This is a genomic window from Bacillus sp. NS1 (assembly GCF_058248265.1).
The window spans coordinates 972,478-990,780 of the sequence record NZ_JBZAZF010000001.1 but is presented as its reverse complement, the minus strand read 5'-3'; the positions used below and the strand labels follow the sequence as shown (position 1 = coordinate 990,780).

Below are 18,303 nucleotides of genomic sequence, written 5' to 3'. Positions count from 1 at the left end.
TCTTTTTTATGCGATTATACATTTTCAACAGGCTTTAGGCTGTTTGGCCTCATATCGCTCCAATGCGATTGGATATAGTCCAGACAAGCTTCACGCCCTTTTTGCTCATGAACGACTGTCCAGCCGCTCGGCACATCTATAAATCCGGGCCATAGGGAATATTGGCCTTCTTCATTGATCAGCACCAAATATATGCCATCCGCATTTTCAAAAGGATTTGCCATCTCTTTCTTCCCCCTTATTTATCATCTCTTCCAGTTTGACAGCGAGAACCTTGCCGATTTGAGCGAGCGGTTCCGGCTGACAAAGATCTTTATGGCGGCAGTCGATGTCAATTTGTTCAATTTGTCCGTTAATATAAGGTTTCCACGAATCCGGTTCAATCGGATCAAACCATTCGGGTATAATTGTTGATCTGAAAAACAAGACATTTCCACGGAAGGTTTTCGGCTTATATGAGCCTAAAATGCCGACAGAATTGACATACGTATTCTTCAGATTTAAAATGACCGATTCATCCAGGCTCGCTAGCGCGCTCCCGTCACGGCGAAGAATCTCAATCGCCGTTTCAAAATCTAGCGGTTTGTCCCCTAAGCTGTCTGGGTCGTACCCGCCTAACGCCAGAAGAGCAATAAGCGCTTCCTCATCATCCGGCGCATCTATTATAGGAAGGAAGTGGTTCGGATAGGCATCCAGCATCACCAATAAGGATACTTCTTCTCCTTGATTTTGCAGCTGGGTTGCCATCGCTTGAACGACATTTCCGCCCAGGGACCAGCCTAGCAGATGGTACGGCCCTTTCGGCTGGACCGTTTTGATTTGTTTAATGTAATCGGCTGCCATGTCATCAAGTGTTTTCGGAAGCTCCTCACGTTGCCCGATTCCCCGGGCTTGCAAGCCATAGAGCGGATAATCTGTTCCTATGTTCGTCATCAAACCGGCATAGCACCAGCTCAGACCCCCTGCCGGATGAACACAGAATAAAGGAAGCTTATCTCCGCTTGTTCGAAGCGGAAGCAAAACGTCGAGTGCGCTTTGGCTTGAACCCATTTCAAGTCTTTCTGCAAGCCCGGCCACAGTCGGCGCTTCGAACAAGTTTCCGATGCTAAGTTCTACGCCGAGCGCTTCGCGGATGCGGCTCATCAGCTGTACAGCAAGCAAGGAATGTCCGCCTAAATCAAAGAAACGGTCATCAATGCCGACACGCGGCAAGTGAAGCACCTCCATAAACAGGTCACAGAGGATTTCTTCCTGCGGCGTTCTCGGTCCGCGTCCTGTCACAGCCGCTGCGAAATCCGGAGCGGGCAGCGCTTTACGGTCAAGCTTTCCATTCGGTGTCAGCGGCAGTTCTTTCATCGTCACAAAGGCAGAAGGCACCATGTAATCCGGAAGCCTCTCAGCAGCATATTTGCGCAGTTCCGCCGTATCAAACGTTTCTTCCGAAGAAGGTATGACATAAGCTGCCAAACGTTTATCTCCCGGCTGATCCTCACGCACGATTACTGCTGCATCTTCAAGCTGCGAATGCTGAATGAGCGCCGCTTCAATTTCTCCCAGTTCAATCCGGAAGCCCCGAATTTTCACTTGGTGATCGGCACGGCCGACATAGTCAAGAGAGCCGTCAGCGCGGAGGCGGGCCACATCCCCAGTTCGATACATCCGAGTACCCGGAGGACCGAACGGATCGGCTATGAAGCGTTCCGCTGTTAATCCAGCACGGCCTAAATAGCCTCGTGCCAACCCCGCTCCTGATACATATAGCTCTCCGGCAACACCCGGAGGAACCGGCTGCAGGCGCTCATCCAGCACATAAACGCCAAGATCGGGAATACCGCAGCCGATCAAGCTGTTGGCCCGTAAAGCCGCAATGCCTCGGTCTAATTCGATATAGCTCACATGCACAGTCGTTTCTGTAATACCATACATATTGATAAGTTGCGGTCTATTTTCAGGATGACGGTTATACCAATCCTCTAGACGGCTGAGTTCAAGCGCTTCTCCGCCAAAAATGACATAGCGCAGACTGAGCGCCTGCCCGAGATCCGGCTGCTCCCGTTCCGCCTGCATCAACTGATAGAAAGCAGACGGTGTCTGATTTAGAACGGTCACACCTTCTTTGACAAGCAGGCGCAGAAACGCTTCTGGCGATCTGCTGACGTGATGAGGCACGATCACAAGACGCCCGCCATGAAGCAGAGGCCCCCAAATCTCCCACACCGAAAAGTCAAACGCATAGGAATGGAACATGGTCCAGATATCGTCTGAGCTGAAATGGAACCAGTGATCAGTCGATGCAAATAAACGCGTTACGTTTTGGTGAGGAATCATCACACCTTTAGGAACGCCTGTTGAGCCTGATGTATAAATGACATACGCCGTATTTAAAGGAGAAAGCGGCTGAATTCTATCCGTATTTTTTGGATTCTCAGCAGGGTATGTGTTTAGTTTCTCTGCCAGTTTGGTATCATCGAGCACGATTTTCGGCACGTTTTCCGCTGTCGGAATGTGCTCTGCAGCTTTTGTGTTCGTCATGATAAACGCCGGCTGTGCGTCCTTCAGCATAAAAGCGATTCGGTCAGCCGGATAATCTGGATCGAGAGGCAGATAAGCTGCGCCGGCTTTCAGCACCGCCAATAGCCCGACAGCCATTTCCAATGACCGAGGCAGTGCCAAGGCTACAAATTGCTCCGGTCCGACGCCTTCGCTGATCAGCATTCGGGCAAGCCGGTTTGCTCTTTCATTCAGCTCTGCATAGCTCAGTGACTGATCTTCATAAACAACGGCAATGGCATCAGGACTTAAAGCAGCCTGCTTCTCAAATTGTTCCGGCAAACATGCGTGCGGAATCTTTTCAGAAACACTTTGCCAATCTGTTACCATGCTGCTGCGTTCCTCCGGTGCAAGGATGTCCAGATTTCCGATTTGCTGGTCCGGATCAGATTCGGCAGCCTCCAGCAGGCGCATCAGACGGTCAGCAAGAGCCTGAGCAGTTTCCCGCTTGAAAAGATCAGTACTATACTCGAGCAGTCCTTCCAATCCGTTTGGAGTCCCGTCAGCAAGACGATTTTCACTGATTTCCAACGTCAAATCAAACTTGGCTGAACCGACACTGTGGATCCGCAGGCTGCTTTCCATGTCAGGTAGGTTCAGGTCAGCATCCGGTGTGTTTTGGAATGCAAGCATGATTTGGAATAAAGGATGCGTCGCACGCGAACGAGCCGGATTGAGCACCTCCACGAGTCTCTCAAACGGAAGATCCTGATTTTCATAGGCTGCCAGATTCACGTCCCGTACTCTGTCAAGAAGCTCACGGAAGCTTGGGTCACCGGACGTATCGGTTCTGAGCACCAATGTATTGATAAACAGCCCCACAAGATCGCCTAGCGCATCATCATTCCGCCCCGCAATCGGACTGCCGATCGGAATATCAGTGCCCGCCCCGAGCCTTGTCAATAAAGCGGCGAGACCGGATTGAAGCACCATAAACAGGCTCACCCTATTTGCGCGGGCCAGATCCTGCAATCGCTTGTGCAGCTCAGGCTCAATGTGGAAATGAATCGTATCCCCATCATGACTCGGCTCAGCCGGACGTGAATAATCGGTTGGCAGTTCAAGCTGATCAGGAAGATTCTTCAAGGTTTCTTTCCAGAAAGCAAGCTGTCCGGCAATCAAACTATTTGGATCATCTCCGCTTCCAAGCAGTTCTTGCTGCCAAAGCGCATAGTCTGCATATTGCACAGCAAGGGGCGCCCATTCAGGAGCTTTTCCGTGACAGCGAGCCGCATAAGCCGCTCCAAGATCGCGGGTCAGCGGTGTTAAGGACCAGCCGTCCCCGACAATATGGTGTACAAGGAGAAGCAGCACGTACTCGTCAGGACCGGTGACAAAAAGCTCTGCACGAAAAGCAGGTTCAGCTGCAAGATCAAAGCTGTAGCGCACAGCTTCAGCAAACCGCTCAGAAAGCTCCTTCTCAGCAATTTCAGTAACATGTAAAACAGGCCGTGCTTGATCAGCGTCTAAAATATGCTGATAAGATGTCCCCTGTGATTCAGGGAAGATCGTCCGAAGACTTTCATGGCGGCAGACGAGATCATAAAGTGCCGCTTGCAGCACTCCTTGGTCCAGCTCACCCGACAGACGGACAGCAACCGGAATATTATAGGTAGGACTAGGCCCTTCAAGACAGTGGAGGAACCATAGCCGGCGCTGGGCAAAAGAAAGTGGAATCCTTTCAGGCCGTTCAGCTCTCTGCAATGCGGGGCGTGTACTCTGCGCCTGATGCAGATGGACTGCGAGTCCGGCTACTGTCGGTTCGTCAAATAGATTCGCGATACCGAGTTCGGCTCCCATTACCTCGCGAATGCGGCTCATCAGACGGGCTGCAAGAAGAGAATGACCGCCAAGCTCGAAGAAACTGTCATCAATGCCGACCCGTGCCAAACCAAGAACTTCGGCAAACAAGTCACACAATATCTCTTCCTGAGGAGTCCGCGGTCCCCGATCGCTGACAGATGTACTCAAATCAGGTGCCGGCAGTGCTTTCCGATCGAGCTTGCCATTAGGTGTTAATGGCAGTTCGTCCATCTCTACAAATGCCGCCGGCACCATGTAATCAGGCAGACTGGCACCCACATAACGGCGAAGCTCGGCAGTATCAATAGCTGAAGCAGCGACTACATACGCTACCAATCGTTTGTCTCCCGGCTGATCTTCCCGAACGACAACCGCGGCCTGTTCGATGTCCGGATGCTTGGCAAGCACGGCATCAATTTCTCCAAGTTCAATTCGGAACCCGCGAATTTTGATTTGATGATCCGCCCGCCCGATATAATCCAAAGACCCATCAGTGCGCCAGCGGGCCTGATCTCCGGTCCGATACATCCGAGCCCCCGGCGGTCCGTACGGATCTGCAACAAAACGCTCAGCCGTTAAATCAGGTCGGCGGAAATAACCTCTAGCCAAGCCGGTTCCTGCAATATAAAGCTCTCCGACAACTCCCGGCGGTACCGGCTGCAAACCGTTATCAAGCACATATACCTGCGTATTCCAAATCGGTTTGCCAATCGGCGGAACGCCCTTCAGCCCTTCTTCAAGAAAAGCTGCTGCAGACCAAATCGTTGTTTCAGTAGGTCCATATAAATTCGTGACTGGACAATGAAGCTCTTGAAGCGCCTGCAAAAGGCCGCTCGGCAGCGCCTCGCCTCCGACAAGCACTCTGAGCCCCCGAAGTGTCTCAGGTTCATTCATCACCAATGCGTGCCATAATGTCGGTGTCGCCTGCATGATATTGATATCGAAATATTCAATCATTTGAGCTAATGCCTGCGGCTCACGGATCGTTTCTTTCTTTGCGATCACGATTTGCGCGCCGCTGATAAGCGGAAGATATAACTCCAATGCTGAAATATCAAAAGCGACAGTCGTCACAGCCAACAGCCTGTCTTCTTCTCCTAGAGAAAACGCCTCCTGCATGGACAGCAGAAAATTGCTTAAGCTTTTCAGCGTAACAACGACACCCTTCGGCCTTCCTGTTGATCCTGAGGTATAGATGATATACGCAGGATGGGCAAGAGAAACCGATACATTCGGATTGTCAGGCGAATAGCGTTTTAGAACCTCCTGCGTAACAGCCTGATCAAGCACAAGCTGCGGTACTGACAGGTCATTAGGCAGACGGGCTGCTATTTCCTCAGTCGTTATGATACATGAGGGGTTTGCATCCTCGAGCATGTAAGAAATTCGGTCGGCCGGAAACTCCGGATCAAGCGGAAGATACGCCGCACCAGTTTTTAGTACAGCAAGCATCGAAACCACCATCTCTGGAGAACGCGGCAGCGCCAAAGCGACAAATTGCTCCGGAGAAAGCCCTTTTTCGATCAACAGATGCGCGAGGCGGTTTGCCTTTTCATTCAGCTCTTGATAGTTTACTTGAACGTCATCACATATGAGAGCAATACGTTCCGGCGTAAGGATTGCCTGCTTCTCAAACATGTCCTGAAGGCTGAGCAGCTTCTCAGGCTTTGCCGTCTCATTCCATTCATTAATGACATGCTTTTTCTCCTCTGGCAATAGAAGCTCCATTTGCCCAATCAGCATGTCCTCCCCGGCTGAAGCCGTTTGCAGCAGCTGAAAGATCCGCTGCTGATGACGTTTAATATCAGACTCGCTGTATACCTCAGGATTCGCATCTACATCAATCCGCAGCCCGCTGCCGTCCGTTCTGTCATATACATTGATTGATAGATCATCGACAGGACCAGCTGAAAGGTTATGCGTTGTTCCTCGGGCCCCGGCAAAGTCAAGACCGTAATCAAACGGCATGAGATTGATTTGCGGGCCAAATAATCTATGATTTTCTCCTATCAGTTTCAGATCACGCCGAAGCTCTTCATGGCGATACTTATGATGTCGCCGAATACTGCGGATTTCCCGGGAAATTTGCTGAATAAGTTCTGAAAAGCTCATCGAAGAGCTTACAGACAGCCGAAGCGGGAGAAGGTTCATCACCATAGCTGGTACATTCAGTGATGCGGACCCTATCCGTCCCATCATGGGCAGACCGAGCACAACATCCTCAGAGCCGGTCATTCGGTGCACATAAACAGCTGACACCGCAATCACGACTTCATGCCAGCTTCCTGAGAAATAGCGCGCCGCTTCTTTTAACGCGTTTACATCAGATAGAGGCAGATGCGCCGTATGACGAAGAAAACTGTTCGATGTTCTTGGCGCTCGGTCTGCCAAACTTACAACCTCAGGTCCATCAGCAAAACGATCCAGCCAGAATTGACGATCCTTCTCATACTGCTCTGATGCACGATAATCTGTATCCTCCTCCAAAATGGCCTGGAGAGACCCAAAAGAACGATCTGTAGCTGATTGTCCTTTCACAAGCGCGGCATACGTACTTGCCACACGCTGGGCAATCAGGGAAAAGCCGAAGCCGTCAATCGCAATATGGTGAATGCGCTGATACCAAAAGAATCGATCAGGCCCGGCTATAAACAGAGCTTCATTGAACAAGGGGTCATAACTTAAATCTACCGGCTTTGCCAAATCTGCTTTCATCCAGTTTAATGCTGTTTGTTCCGGATCAGGCTCAGAGCTGACGTCAATGACGTGCAGCTGTACTTCCGGAGATGGTTTTATCATCTGCCAAGGCCCGTCCATATTTTCACCGAAGCGGACATGCAGCGATTCCGCTTCCTTTATCACGTGCCGCAAAGCTTCTTCAAAAAGAGCAGTGTTGATTGGTCCATTGATTTCTATATATTCCGCTGTATTGTAGATTGGATTCTCCGGGTCTAGCTGCTGAGCAAACCATATGCCGGTTTGCGCTCCGGTCAAAGAATATTGAAGGTCTTTTGTATCAGGCATCCGTTTGTTTACCCTCCTTTTATAAATAATCCGCGTTTGGCAGCACTTGCTGGCTGCGGGTTGTAAGCAGTTTCTGCCATTCTTCGATTGTCGGACGTTCAGCCAGTTCCACGAATGTCACCTCGGCTCCTTCACGGCGCCATTGTTCTACTAATGTCATAATCCTTACCGAATCAAGCCCCCGGTCGAGCAAATCTTCTTGATCTGTAATATCTTCAGGAGTTTCTTGAAGAATTTCAGCAATTTGTTTACGGATCTTCTCACATGTAAACACTTCTTTGCCAGTGTTTACTGACTTTTTTTGAGCGTCTGCCGGTGCATTTTTCAGCTGATCAAGAAGACTGTCAGTCATCACGGTAAATGCACAGCGCCCAGCCGCGTAGTCCAGCGCCATTTGATGTTTTTCTTTTGAAAAATCAGCAACTGCATCTCCCACAAAAAAGGCTTCGATATCCTCCATAAATGCTTCACATGCTGTAACGAGACAGCCAATATGGGCGTAAATCCCGGAAATGATCAGCTGATCGCGTCCCTCTTTGCGCATAATCTCAAGCAGATTCGTTCTTTTGAACGCGCTGTATCTCCATTTTGTCAGCACGAGATCATCATCTTCAGGGGAAAGCTCGGTTATAATTTTCTCCTCATAAGGGCCGCTGTTTAATCCCGGACCCCAAAAGTCTGTCAGCAGCGCCCGGTCTTCCGGATTTTGACTTCCAGGCTGCGCGGTATAGACGACAGGGATCCCAAGCTGGGCACATTGATCCTTTAGCTTGCGTATATTCGCTGAAAGCTCTGTTACCGGAGAGGCTCCCGCTGTGAAAGCATCGACAAAATAGTTTTGCATATCGTGTATTAACAGAACTGCCCGATTTGGATCAGGCACCCATGAAACTTTGTTTTTCGGCATATCAGACGCTGTCGGCATTTGATACGGCTGAATGGCAGGTATAGCCATTTGAACACTTCCTCTCAAATTGTTGTTTGTTTTATTTTTTTGATCCTGCAAGGAGCTTCTCGGAAATAGCTTCACGGAGCGCTTTTTTGCTGACTTTTCCTACCCCTGTCTGGGGGAAGGACTCGACAAATTCAATCCGGTCAGGGATTTTATATGCCGCCAGTCCGCGTTCTCTCAAAAACGTTTTGAGCTCTGCGGCTTTCGGGATTTCATCCCGGGGAATAATGAACACACAAGATCTTTCGCCAAGAAATTGGTCGGGCATTGAGACCATTGCGGCATCATGGACAGCCGGATGCGCCAGCAGATGATTTTCTACCTCTTCAGCCGCCACTTTTTCTCCCCCGCGGTTAATTTGATCCTTCGCCCTGCCTTCAACGACAATATAGCCGTCTGATGTCAGCCTGACAATATCTCCCGTACGGTAAAAACCATCCTCAGTAAAAGAAGCAGCATTATGCTCTTCTGCCTTATAGTAACCCCGAATCGTGTACGGCCCCCGCGTCAGCAAATGCCCTGTTTCACCAGGTTTTACGTCACGATCCTGATCATCCCAAACACGTACTTCATCATATGGGGACATCGGTTTTCCTTGGGTGTTGACAATGACTTCCTCAGGGTCATCCAGTCTCGTGTAATTGACGAGGCCCTCTGCCATTCCGAACACCTGCTGCAGCGTGCAGCCGAAAACAGCTTTAACCTTGCGCGCGGCTTCAGCACTGAACTTGGCGCCGCCCACTTGCAGCACTTGAAGGCTGGATAGATCATCATCGCGTGAGGCTGCCGCATCCATCCATACCATCGCAAGAGGCGGCACAAGAGCGGTGATCGTGACCTTTTCTCGTTCAATCAAAGGAAATGCGTCATCAGGACTTGGAGAAGGAGATAATACCACTCTTCCGCCAGCGTATAATACGCCGAGAACCCCAGGCGAGCTGAGCGGATAATTGTGCGCCATCGGCAATGCAGCCAAGTACACCGTGCTGTGGTCGAGCCAGCAGACCTCCACACTCCGCTTCAGGCTGTAAATGTAGTCATCGTGGGTTCTCGGAATCAGTTTCGATAGGCCGGTGCTTCCGCCAGAAAGCTGAAGGAACGCTACTTCCGAAGATTTGACTTCAGGCAGTTTTACAGGTTCTGTATGCAGATCCTCCAGCGGTAAAAATTCTTCTGCCTCACCTGCAACAATGACGTGTTTCAAAGACGGCAGCTTGCTTTGAACCTGTCTGGCAAGTGAACGGTAGTCAAAGCCGGAATAAGAGTCGGGAATGATATAAGCAGCCGCTTCGGCGAACTCGCAAAAATATGTAATTTCACTGCTTCGATGGGAAGGCAGTGCGAAGACTGGGAGCGCCCCCAGACGGAAGAGCGCGAAAATGACTTCAAAAAACTCTGCGATATTCGGCAGCTGCACCACGACACGATCCGTTTGTTGAATGCCGAGCTTCTGAAATCCGGCAGCCAGGCGATCAACCCTTGTGTCAAGCTCTTGATAGCTCCAATGGGTGTTTCCGCATGTAATTGCGATGCGATCACCATGTTTGGCAGCCCGGTCCCTTAACAAATCTCCAAACGTCTCGCCGGCCCAGCAGCCGTTCTTTCGATATGTCTCAGCTAACTCTTCAGGCCAAGGAGTAAATCCATTCAGCATGTTGTATCCCTCCAGCAATTCATTCTGATCATATATGATTCACGCCCATTGCCCGCAGCATTGTCCGAAACTTCGCGGATGTCTCCTGAAGCTCTTCCTCGGGTTTTGACCCGGCAACAACACCGGCTCCTGCATACAGGCGAAGTGAGCGTTCTTCTGCCTCTGCGCACCGGATCGTTACAATCCATTCTCCGTCACCCGCATCGTCACACCAGCCGACCATACCGGTAAAGAAACCGCGGTCAAACGGTTCAATGCTTAGAATCGCTTCTCTTGCAAGATCAGTCGGTGTTCCGCAGACGGCCGGTGTCGGGTGAAGCGCGGCTGCCAATTCCAATGCGGTCACGGACGGATCGGATAGCTCTCCTTTAATCACGCTGGACAGATGCCACATCGTCTCCGTTTTGATCAGTGAAGGCTTCTCCGGAACATCCAGCGTCCGGCAGAAAGGCCGCAGCGCTGCCGCAACCGCGTCAGCCACAACCGCATGTTCATGGAGATCCTTAGCAGAAGAAAGCAATTCAGCAGCCCGGCGCTGGTCTTCATCAGGATCATCACTGCGAGGCCTTGAGCCGGCTAATGGATTGGAAACGACCTGAGTTCCCATTCTAGACACGAGAAGCTCCGGACTTGCACCGAGCAATGTTCGGCGGGAAGACGTTTCCGCTTGGCCGGACACGTCCGCGGCAAACGTGTAGCCATGTGTGTTATGCTGCGCTAGATGGCGAAGCAGTTCATCCGTCTGAATCGGTTCAGACGATGTCAAATGCAGCGATCTGGACAGGACGATCTTGCTGAGTGTTCCATCGGCAATACGTGCCAGTCCTTTTTCCACACCATTTTTATACTCCTCTGGTGCAGGAACAGGTTCTATGTGGTATGTATGCGCCGGCTGCTGTTCCTTCTCCGCATGATCAAATTGAAGCGGTCCCGACCAGCGCACTTCTTCAGGAACAACGAGCCGAGCTGCTTTTACATGATCAAAAGGAACAGCTCCGACAACAAGCGGACGGCTTTGCCCTGATTGCTTTGCTTGATTCAGCGTCTCTGCAATACGGCCGGAAAGGGTTTCTATTTGGTTTGGCCCGTCTGCTTCCGGTACGATTTCACTAATGCCTTTCGCTAACAGTACGCGATGAGGAGAAGCTAAGAAAAAAGCCCCCGGCTGATACTCATGAAGCAAATGCTCCGCTTTTGTTTGTGATATAACGTTTTGTTCCAACATTCTCATGAACCTCCTTTAAATTGAGTTACACGCCTAAGGTCGCACCGCCATCTACGCATAAATTATGCATCGTAATATGCCCTGCCTGGCCAGAAACCAAAAAGAGCACGGCATTCGCAATATCCGAAGGCTGAGCCAGTTTTTTGAGCGGGATTCCTGTCTTAAATGTCTCAAGTGATCCTTTTATGACTTGCTCCGCTCCGTTTTCATCAGCCCATAAGGACCACTGCATGTCTGTTTCCGTTGATCCGGGAGACACAATATTGCAGCGAATATTATATTCTGCAAGCTCAAGGCCAAGGCATTTCGTAAACATCACAGCCGCAGCCTTTGAAGATGCATATGCCGCCATTGATGTCCTCGGCACACCGGCAGCATTCGATCCGACCGTTACAATCGAACCCGATCTCCGGTCCATCATATATTTGCTGACTGAACGCGAGGCGTTAAATACACCAGTCGAATTCACTGAGAACGTGGCCTCCCATTCCTCATCGCTAAGTGAATGGATCAGTCCCGGGCGAAGAACACCCGCTACATTCACCAAAATATCGATCGGCCCCATATCACGTTCGATGCGCGCCGTAATCTCGTCAATTGCCGCGCTGTCTCTTACATCCGCGGGAAAAGCTTCCGCATGGCAGCCTTCCGCTTTAAGGCTGCTCACAACCCTTTCCAGCTTTTCAGGATTATAATCAACTGCCGCAACGTGTGCGCCTTGACCGGCAAGCGTCCGTGCAACAGCTTCTCCTATCCCTTGGGCAGCCCCTGTTATAAAAGCAATTTTGCCCTTTATACCCATTGCATTCATATCATCAATTCCTTTCTTCGCTTCAGATGCCGAACGGACATCCAGCGAAAAAGACTGCTGCGCCTTGAAAAGAAAAGCGCAATCTATTGATAATGATTATCATTATCAATTATAAAAATAATCATATCCAAATGTCATGTGACAGTCAAATATAATTTCAGTGACGAATATTTTATTTTTAGAAGCAAGGCTGAGAATGTCTCAGCCCACTGACATATGCGGTCCGTCAGGATGAAGCGCAAAACGCAGCGCCCGGCTGACCAAAATAGGAAGAACCGAAATATGTCCTTCTCCTGAAAACTCACAAAATTCTGCCCGTACGCCTTGTTCTGATAAAACGGCCAGCCGCTCGTAAAGCTCTCTCGCATTATCGTTCATCCGGCTTTTATGATGCTGCTCCAATTCTCCTGCCGCAAGCAGGAGATTGATAGGCTGATTGTTTTTCTTGAAGCGGGAGGCGAAATGGTCCGCTTTCTCAAGAATAAACGGTTTATTCCAATGAATGGACGGACTTCCCGCAATATACGTTTGAAACGCATCCGGCTTTGTTAACAGCACCTGCAGCACGAACAGCCCGCCAAGTGAGTGTCCAAAGATCGTTTGTCTGTTTCTGTCAATTTGATAATCTCGTTCTATCTGCGGTTTTAGATCCTCCTCAATAAATCTGAAAAAGCCCTCTGCTCCGCCATGCTCCGGCCAATCTTTTCCATCGGGCCTTTTCGGCAATTTCGATTGAGCTGTCGGCATTGTAAAATCCCGGTGACGCGCTGAAGAGAACGGTTCTGCTGTCTCATAGCCAATGCCGACGATTACAGCAGGGATCACCCCGGTTTTTTCTGGACGGCGCCCCTGTATTCGAACAGCTTCTGCCATCGTTCCGAAGACAGAATTGGCATCCAGCAGATAAATGACCGGATAACCAGCGGGCGGCGGCGGCGTACTCGGTTTCGAGATGAAAATTTGATAGGCACGGTTCTCATTGCGTGAAGACATCCTACGCACTTCCGTACCAGGAATGGTAAATGCGTTTTGTGTCCCGCCTTTCGCCCGATCTGTTTTCTCATTCATGCAGTACGACATTCCTCTCCTTAAACTAAATCACAATATATGATAATGATTTTCACTATCATCTAGACACCTCAAATAATAGGTTTTCTTCCAGAGAAAGTCAACTTTTTCCTTAATAAAAAAGGCACCTTCATCAAATAAGGTACCTGAAGACTATCAATATGGAAATAAAAACCTGATAAAGATGCAGATTGTCCTGTTTGAAATAGAACCTTAATCCCATGTAAACCTTTGATTTTGCCACGGATCGCCTCTCATGTGATAGCCGTTCTGCTCCCAAAAGCCGGGGTGATTCTCTTTTGTAAATTGGATGCCGCGCAGCCACTTAGCGCTTTTCCAAAAATACAGATGCGGAAACACGCCCCGCAGCGGGAAGCCATGTTCAGGCGTTAAAGGCTCGCCATTATGCGCATAAGCCAGAAGTGAGGTTTCTGCCAAAAAATCATCGAGCGGCAGATTGGTCGTCCAGCCCTCTTCTGCATGTAAAATGACGTAGCCCGCTTCATCTTTAACACCCGCTTTTTCCGCTATATCACGAGCCCGCACGCCTTGCCACACATTATCAAGCCGTGACCAGCCAGTGACGCAATGGATGTCATTTTTCGATTCGTACTGAGGAAAGGCTTTGACATCTTCAAAGCTTAACAGCATCGGGTGATCAACCAATCCGTACACTTGAAGATTCCATTTTTCCATATCCTCGTAATATGGGACATTTCCCGTATGAAGCACAGGAAAAGAGGTTGTGACGTTTTGATTTGGCGGGACTCTCCCAGATTGATCGGATTGTTTTATTTTTCCGAAATACATACAGAACCCTCCTTTTGTTAACCTTACTTAAAATCATGTTGACAATCTTTCCGTTCTTTATTACTCTATGATTGTGTATGTAAACCTAAGGGGGAACAACAATGAAACACCATAAACTTCGTGCGGGAGATATGGCGCTGATTGGCATGTTCGCCGCACTTATGGCCGTCGGCGCCAACATTACATCAGTGGCACCCTTTTTACAAGTAGCCGGCATTCCGCTGTCGATGCAACCGTTTTTCTGTCTCTTGGCAGCCTTGCTTCTCGGCAGCAAACGAGCAGGTATTGCCATGATTGTATATGCGCTTGTCGGATTGGCAGGAGCGCCTGTGTTTGCTCAATTTTCAGCGGGCTTCGCACCGTTTGCGGGAAAAAGCGGCGGATTTATTATCTCATACATCCCTGCAGCATTTGCAGCTGGATGGTTCTTAGAACGCAAAATTCAGCCGAGTAAAATCCGATTTCTGATTGCTTCTCTTATCGGAACAGCCATCATGTATATCATCGGCACTACCTATATGTATCTTGCACTGAAGCTGTGGATTCATACGCCAGTAAGCTACGGTACGGCTTGGGGCTTTATGACCTGGTTTATGGTAAAAGACACGGTGATGGCTGTGATACTGGCGTCTATAGCGCCTGCGATCTACCGCTCTATTCATAAAGCAACCGGCTTTAACCGAAATCACATATCTTCCACATAAAAACCGTTCTATTGGACGGTTTTTTTATCATAACGAGAAAAGGCTCCCCTAGTAAAGGAGAGCCTTTTTCCTATAAAACAAGCGCCGCAACCCAGCCAAATATGATAAGCGGGATATTATAAAATAAAAATGTCGGCACACAAGTATCCCAAATGTGGTGATGCTGGCCGTCTGCACTTAAACCTGAAGTCGGTCCAAGAGTACTATCGCTGGCAGGTGAACCGGCATCGCCTAGCGCAGCTGCTGCTCCGATAATCGCAACCGTTGCCATCGGGCTGAATCCGAGCTGCATGCAAAGGGGCACAAAGATCGTTGTAATAACTGGAATTGTCGCAAAAGATGAACCGATCCCCATTGTAATGAACAAGCCGACAATGAGCATCAGCAATGCGCCCACTAACTGACTGTGCCCCATAATGCCAGCTGCTGTTTTGACCAGTGACTCGACATCTCCCGTTTTCGTCAATACATTTGAAAATCCGGCAGCAACGAGCATAACAAAACCGATAAAGGCCATCATGACCATTCCGTCAGTAATCAGTGAGTCCGCTTCATCACGCTTCATCACACCGCTGACAAACAGGATAATCAGACCTGCCAGCGCCCCCATAATCATCCCTTCTACTCCCAAAGTCTGAGATAAGTAAAGCTGGACGCCGAGTGACACTGCGATGGCAAGCACCGCGATAGCCAGGCTTTTTTTCGTATATGGAGAAGGATTCGTACCAGATATTTCTTTTGTTTCGTATGTTTTAGGTTTACGGAATACAATGATTGATATAATCAGACCTACAACCATACCCGCAACGGGAATCATTAAGGCGTAAGGAATATCACCGAGAGATACGTTTAATCCGGCATCTGTCATATTATCCTTGAGCATGCCTTGGAAGATTTGGCCGAAACCGACCGGCACTAAAATATAAGGCGCCGTTAAACCGAATGTAATCACACATGCGATCAGACGGCGGTCCATTTCAAGTTCATTAAAGATTTTCAAAAGCGGCGGAATCAACACCGGGATAAATGCGATGTGAACCGGAACCACGTTTTGCGAAAAACAAGATATAATTAAAATAATCAGTACAATCAGCACTTTGGACAGTGCTTTTTTACGAGTGTCTTCTTTATTTCCGATTAATTTAACGGAGGCTTCCACCATTGCGTCCGGAAGGCCCGTTTTCGTTAAAGCCGCAGCAAACGCGCCTAGCATGGCATAGCTGACTGCAACGGTGGCATTTCCTCCGAGTCCGTCAGTAAAAGCTTTAACCGTTTCGCCAAGACCGAGCCCGCCTGTTAGCCCGCCGGCCAGAGCGCCTATAATTAATGCGATAACAATATTGACACGCAGCAGGCTTAAGACAAGCATAAGCAGCACCGCGATGACGACTGCATTCATGATACCCCTCCAAAAATCCTTTAGTTTGCTAATGTAGTAGATAAATAAAGTACGAACGTATCGTATCATAACCGATACACTTTAGTCAACTAAAGATTTTGGAAGAAAAAATCCCCGCTGCATTCCGCAGCAGGGATTTAACATTATTCGCCTTTATCTTCTTCCAAAGTAAATCGTTCCGCAAGTGTGGCCAGTGTTCTGGCCATTACACCGGTAGCCCCGGACGGCCCGAAGCAGGTTGCTTTATTGGAAGTCGCTGTACCTGCAATATCAAGATGAACCCAAGGCGTTGTTTCAGCAAATTCACCAAGAAATGTTCCTGCCATAATCGCATGTCCTTCGCGCCCCGGTGAATTGCTGAGATCTGCCATTTGGCTGCTTTTCACGCGCTTTTTATCCTTCTCTGTTATCGGCAGCTGCCAGATGGCCTCGCCGCACTCTTCCGCAGCATCAGCTACCTGCTGATAAAAGCTTTGGTCATTTGTCATAGCGCCTGTCGTTTCTGTTCCTAATGCCACAACAACTCCGCCGGTAAGCGTAGCCACATCAACAAGAACTGAAGCGCCATGCTGTTTCGCGTATGTAATGCCATCTGCTAGCACAAGTCTTCCTTCAGCATCCGTATTGAGGATTTCAATCGTTTTTCCGCTTAATGATACGATGACATCATCAGGCTTCATCGCCCCGCCGGAGATCATATTATCGGTTGACGGAATAACAGCCAGCACGTTTTGCTCGGGACGAAGCTCTCCGATGGTTTCCATTGCCCCGAGAACCGCTGCTGCTCCTCCCATATCAGATTTCATACCGACTATTCCAGATTTCGTTTTAATGGAGTATCCGCCTGTGTCAAAGGTAATCCCTTTTCCCACAAGTCCGACAACGTCTTCCCAATCTTTTTTGCCCTGATACTTCAAAACAATCATTTTGGGCGGTTCGGTCGAGCCCTGGTTTACCGCAAGTATTCCGCCCATGCCGAGCTCTTCCATCTCTGATTTCTCCAATATCTCACACTCAAAATCATATTTCGCCGCAAGCTCTTCTGCATAAGAAGCGAGGTCAGTCGCTGTCAGCATGTTTCCCGGCATATTCACAAGCGTTCTTGCGGAATTTGCCCCTTGCCCGTATGCCTGCCCGACACGAAGTCCCGCCTGCACTTCCTGTGTATCTTCATCTGTGACAGCATACACAGCTTCAATTTGTTTATCAGGCTCATTTGATTTGTGCTTATAATCCTGCACCTCATAGGAAGCAAGCAGGCAGCTCTCAGCTAAAGCGTGAGCGGCATCGGCTGGAGGCACGTCTTCAGAAATAAATGTGTCAAGCAGGACAGCTGCTTCTTGTCTTCGGTCTTTATGAATGGCTTGAAAAACATGAGCAAAACGTTCCTTCGCCTGTTCAAACGAATAATTTGCTTCTCTCCCCAAACCAACGAAATAAATCCGTTTCATACCTGCAGAAGATGGAGGGAATACTTTTGATACTTGATTCGGTTTCGAAGAGACATCACCATCTTTCAAAAGCTGTGTCAGATGGCCCTGCAGCATTTCATCAATTTCCAATGCTTTGCCTGTCAGCTGGCTTTTTTGAAAAAGCCCGACTACAAGGGTTTCTGTATGCTCTAATTGCTGAACCGCATAAAACATGAAGCTTACACTCCTAACGTAATGGGTATTTGTATTGAACAATGGTATAATAGGAAAAACATTCTTTCCATTACACTTATTTTATCAAACAACAGTCTAAGACTTGCTTTTTTCTTTTGAAACACGAAGGATTTTTTAAATAGAAAGGATGTCGCCGATGGAACTTTTAATGAATTTTCCTTTATTATCAAGCCTGGCCGCAATTATTTTTGCTCAGGTCATCAAAGTGCCCATACAGTTTATCGTGTCCAGAAAACTGGACTGGTCGCTGGTCACAAGCACAGGCGGCATGCCGAGCTCTCACTCCGCAGCGGTCACTGCGCTTTCTACAGGCGTAGCCTTGGAGCATGGATTAGGCTCCTCACTCTTTGCGGTTTCTGCCATTTTCGCCGTCATTACCATGTTTGACGCAACTGGCGTCAGACGTCACGCCGGTGAACAGGCAACAGTCATCAATAAGCTTGTCATTGATTTTAACCGCTTCGTAAATGAAGCAAAGGACTTCCCGAAAGCTGAAGATAAAGAAAAGCAAAAAAAGCTGAAAGAGCTTCTCGGACATCAGCCGATCGAGGTTTTTTTCGGAGGCTTAACAGGTATTTTTCTGACATTGATACTCGCTTACTTTTTCATGTAAAAAACGCTCCAGCTTTTGCTGGA

12 protein-coding genes are annotated in these 18,303 nt (G+C 48.9%); 2 read left to right on the top strand and 10 right to left on the bottom strand.

The window, feature by feature from the left end:
• Positions 1-14: 14 nt before the first annotated feature.
• The 8 genes from AC4CV5_RS04955 to AC4CV5_RS04920 all read right to left on the bottom strand — a co-directional run bounded on the left by AC4CV5_RS04955 (position 15) and on the right by AC4CV5_RS04920 (position 13,897).
• Positions 15-224 carry an MbtH family protein gene (locus tag AC4CV5_RS04955; RefSeq protein ID WP_044158967.1) on the bottom strand — a complete coding sequence of 70 codons (210 nt, stop codon included), beginning with the start codon at positions 222-224 and terminating at the stop codon, positions 15-17.
• Positions 208-7,377, bottom strand: a complete 7,170-nt coding sequence (gene dhbF / locus AC4CV5_RS04950) for a non-ribosomal peptide synthetase DhbF (RefSeq protein ID WP_490922163.1) — start codon at positions 7,375-7,377, stop codon at positions 208-210. Before dhbF ends, AC4CV5_RS04955 begins: the two co-directional genes overlap by 17 nt.
• A gap of 19 nt (positions 7,378-7,396) precedes the next feature.
• Positions 7,397-8,332: an isochorismatase gene (locus AC4CV5_RS04945; RefSeq protein ID WP_222141957.1), complete on the bottom strand. Its 936-nt coding sequence runs from the start codon at positions 8,330-8,332 to the stop codon at positions 7,397-7,399.
• Positions 8,333-8,363: 31 nt separating this feature from the next.
• Entirely contained in the window at positions 8,364-9,983 is a 1,620-nt protein-coding gene (locus AC4CV5_RS04940) for a (2,3-dihydroxybenzoyl)adenylate synthase (protein WP_222141958.1), read from the bottom strand.
• Between the two features lie 28 nt (positions 9,984-10,011).
• A complete protein-coding gene (dhbC, locus tag AC4CV5_RS04935) occupies positions 10,012-11,208 on the bottom strand; it encodes an isochorismate synthase DhbC (protein WP_166848812.1) in 1,197 nt (398 codons plus the stop codon).
• A gap of 25 nt (positions 11,209-11,233) precedes the next feature.
• Positions 11,234-12,019, bottom strand: coding sequence for a 2,3-dihydro-2,3-dihydroxybenzoate dehydrogenase (locus AC4CV5_RS04930; RefSeq protein WP_166854601.1), 786 nt, complete (start codon positions 12,017-12,019; stop codon positions 11,234-11,236).
• 201 nt (positions 12,020-12,220) lie between these two features.
• Positions 12,221-13,087 (bottom strand): ferri-bacillibactin esterase BesA, encoded by an 867-nt coding sequence (gene besA, locus AC4CV5_RS04925; protein ID WP_166848809.1) that lies wholly within the window; start codon positions 13,085-13,087, stop codon positions 12,221-12,223.
• A gap of 213 nt (positions 13,088-13,300) precedes the next feature.
• Positions 13,301-13,897 carry a sulfite oxidase-like oxidoreductase gene (locus tag AC4CV5_RS04920; RefSeq protein ID WP_166848806.1) on the bottom strand — a complete coding sequence of 199 codons (597 nt, stop codon included), beginning with the start codon at positions 13,895-13,897 and terminating at the stop codon, positions 13,301-13,303.
• A 101-nt stretch (positions 13,898-13,998) separates the two neighbouring features.
• Here AC4CV5_RS04920 and AC4CV5_RS04915 point away from each other — a divergent pair, with 101 nt between their 5' ends.
• On the top strand, positions 13,999-14,601 hold the full coding sequence (locus AC4CV5_RS04915) for a biotin transporter BioY (protein ID WP_222141961.1): 603 nt from the start codon (positions 13,999-14,001) through the stop codon (positions 14,599-14,601).
• Positions 14,602-14,671: 70 nt separating this feature from the next.
• Here the strand turns inward: AC4CV5_RS04915 and AC4CV5_RS04910 are convergent, their stop codons facing one another.
• Complete coding sequence (locus AC4CV5_RS04910) at positions 14,672-16,000, bottom strand: Na+/H+ antiporter family protein (RefSeq protein ID WP_490922162.1); 1,329 nt, start codon at positions 15,998-16,000, stop codon at positions 14,672-14,674.
• A gap of 143 nt (positions 16,001-16,143) precedes the next feature.
• Positions 16,144-17,646 carry a leucyl aminopeptidase gene (locus tag AC4CV5_RS04905; protein ID WP_326222013.1) on the bottom strand — a complete coding sequence of 501 codons (1,503 nt, stop codon included), beginning with the start codon at positions 17,644-17,646 and terminating at the stop codon, positions 16,144-16,146.
• Between the two features lie 157 nt (positions 17,647-17,803).
• On the opposite strand from AC4CV5_RS04905, the gene AC4CV5_RS04900 reads away from it, so the two are divergent.
• A complete protein-coding gene (locus AC4CV5_RS04900; RefSeq protein ID WP_166848794.1) occupies positions 17,804-18,280 on the top strand; it encodes a divergent PAP2 family protein in 477 nt (158 codons plus the stop codon).
• Positions 18,281-18,303 lie beyond the last annotated feature (23 nt).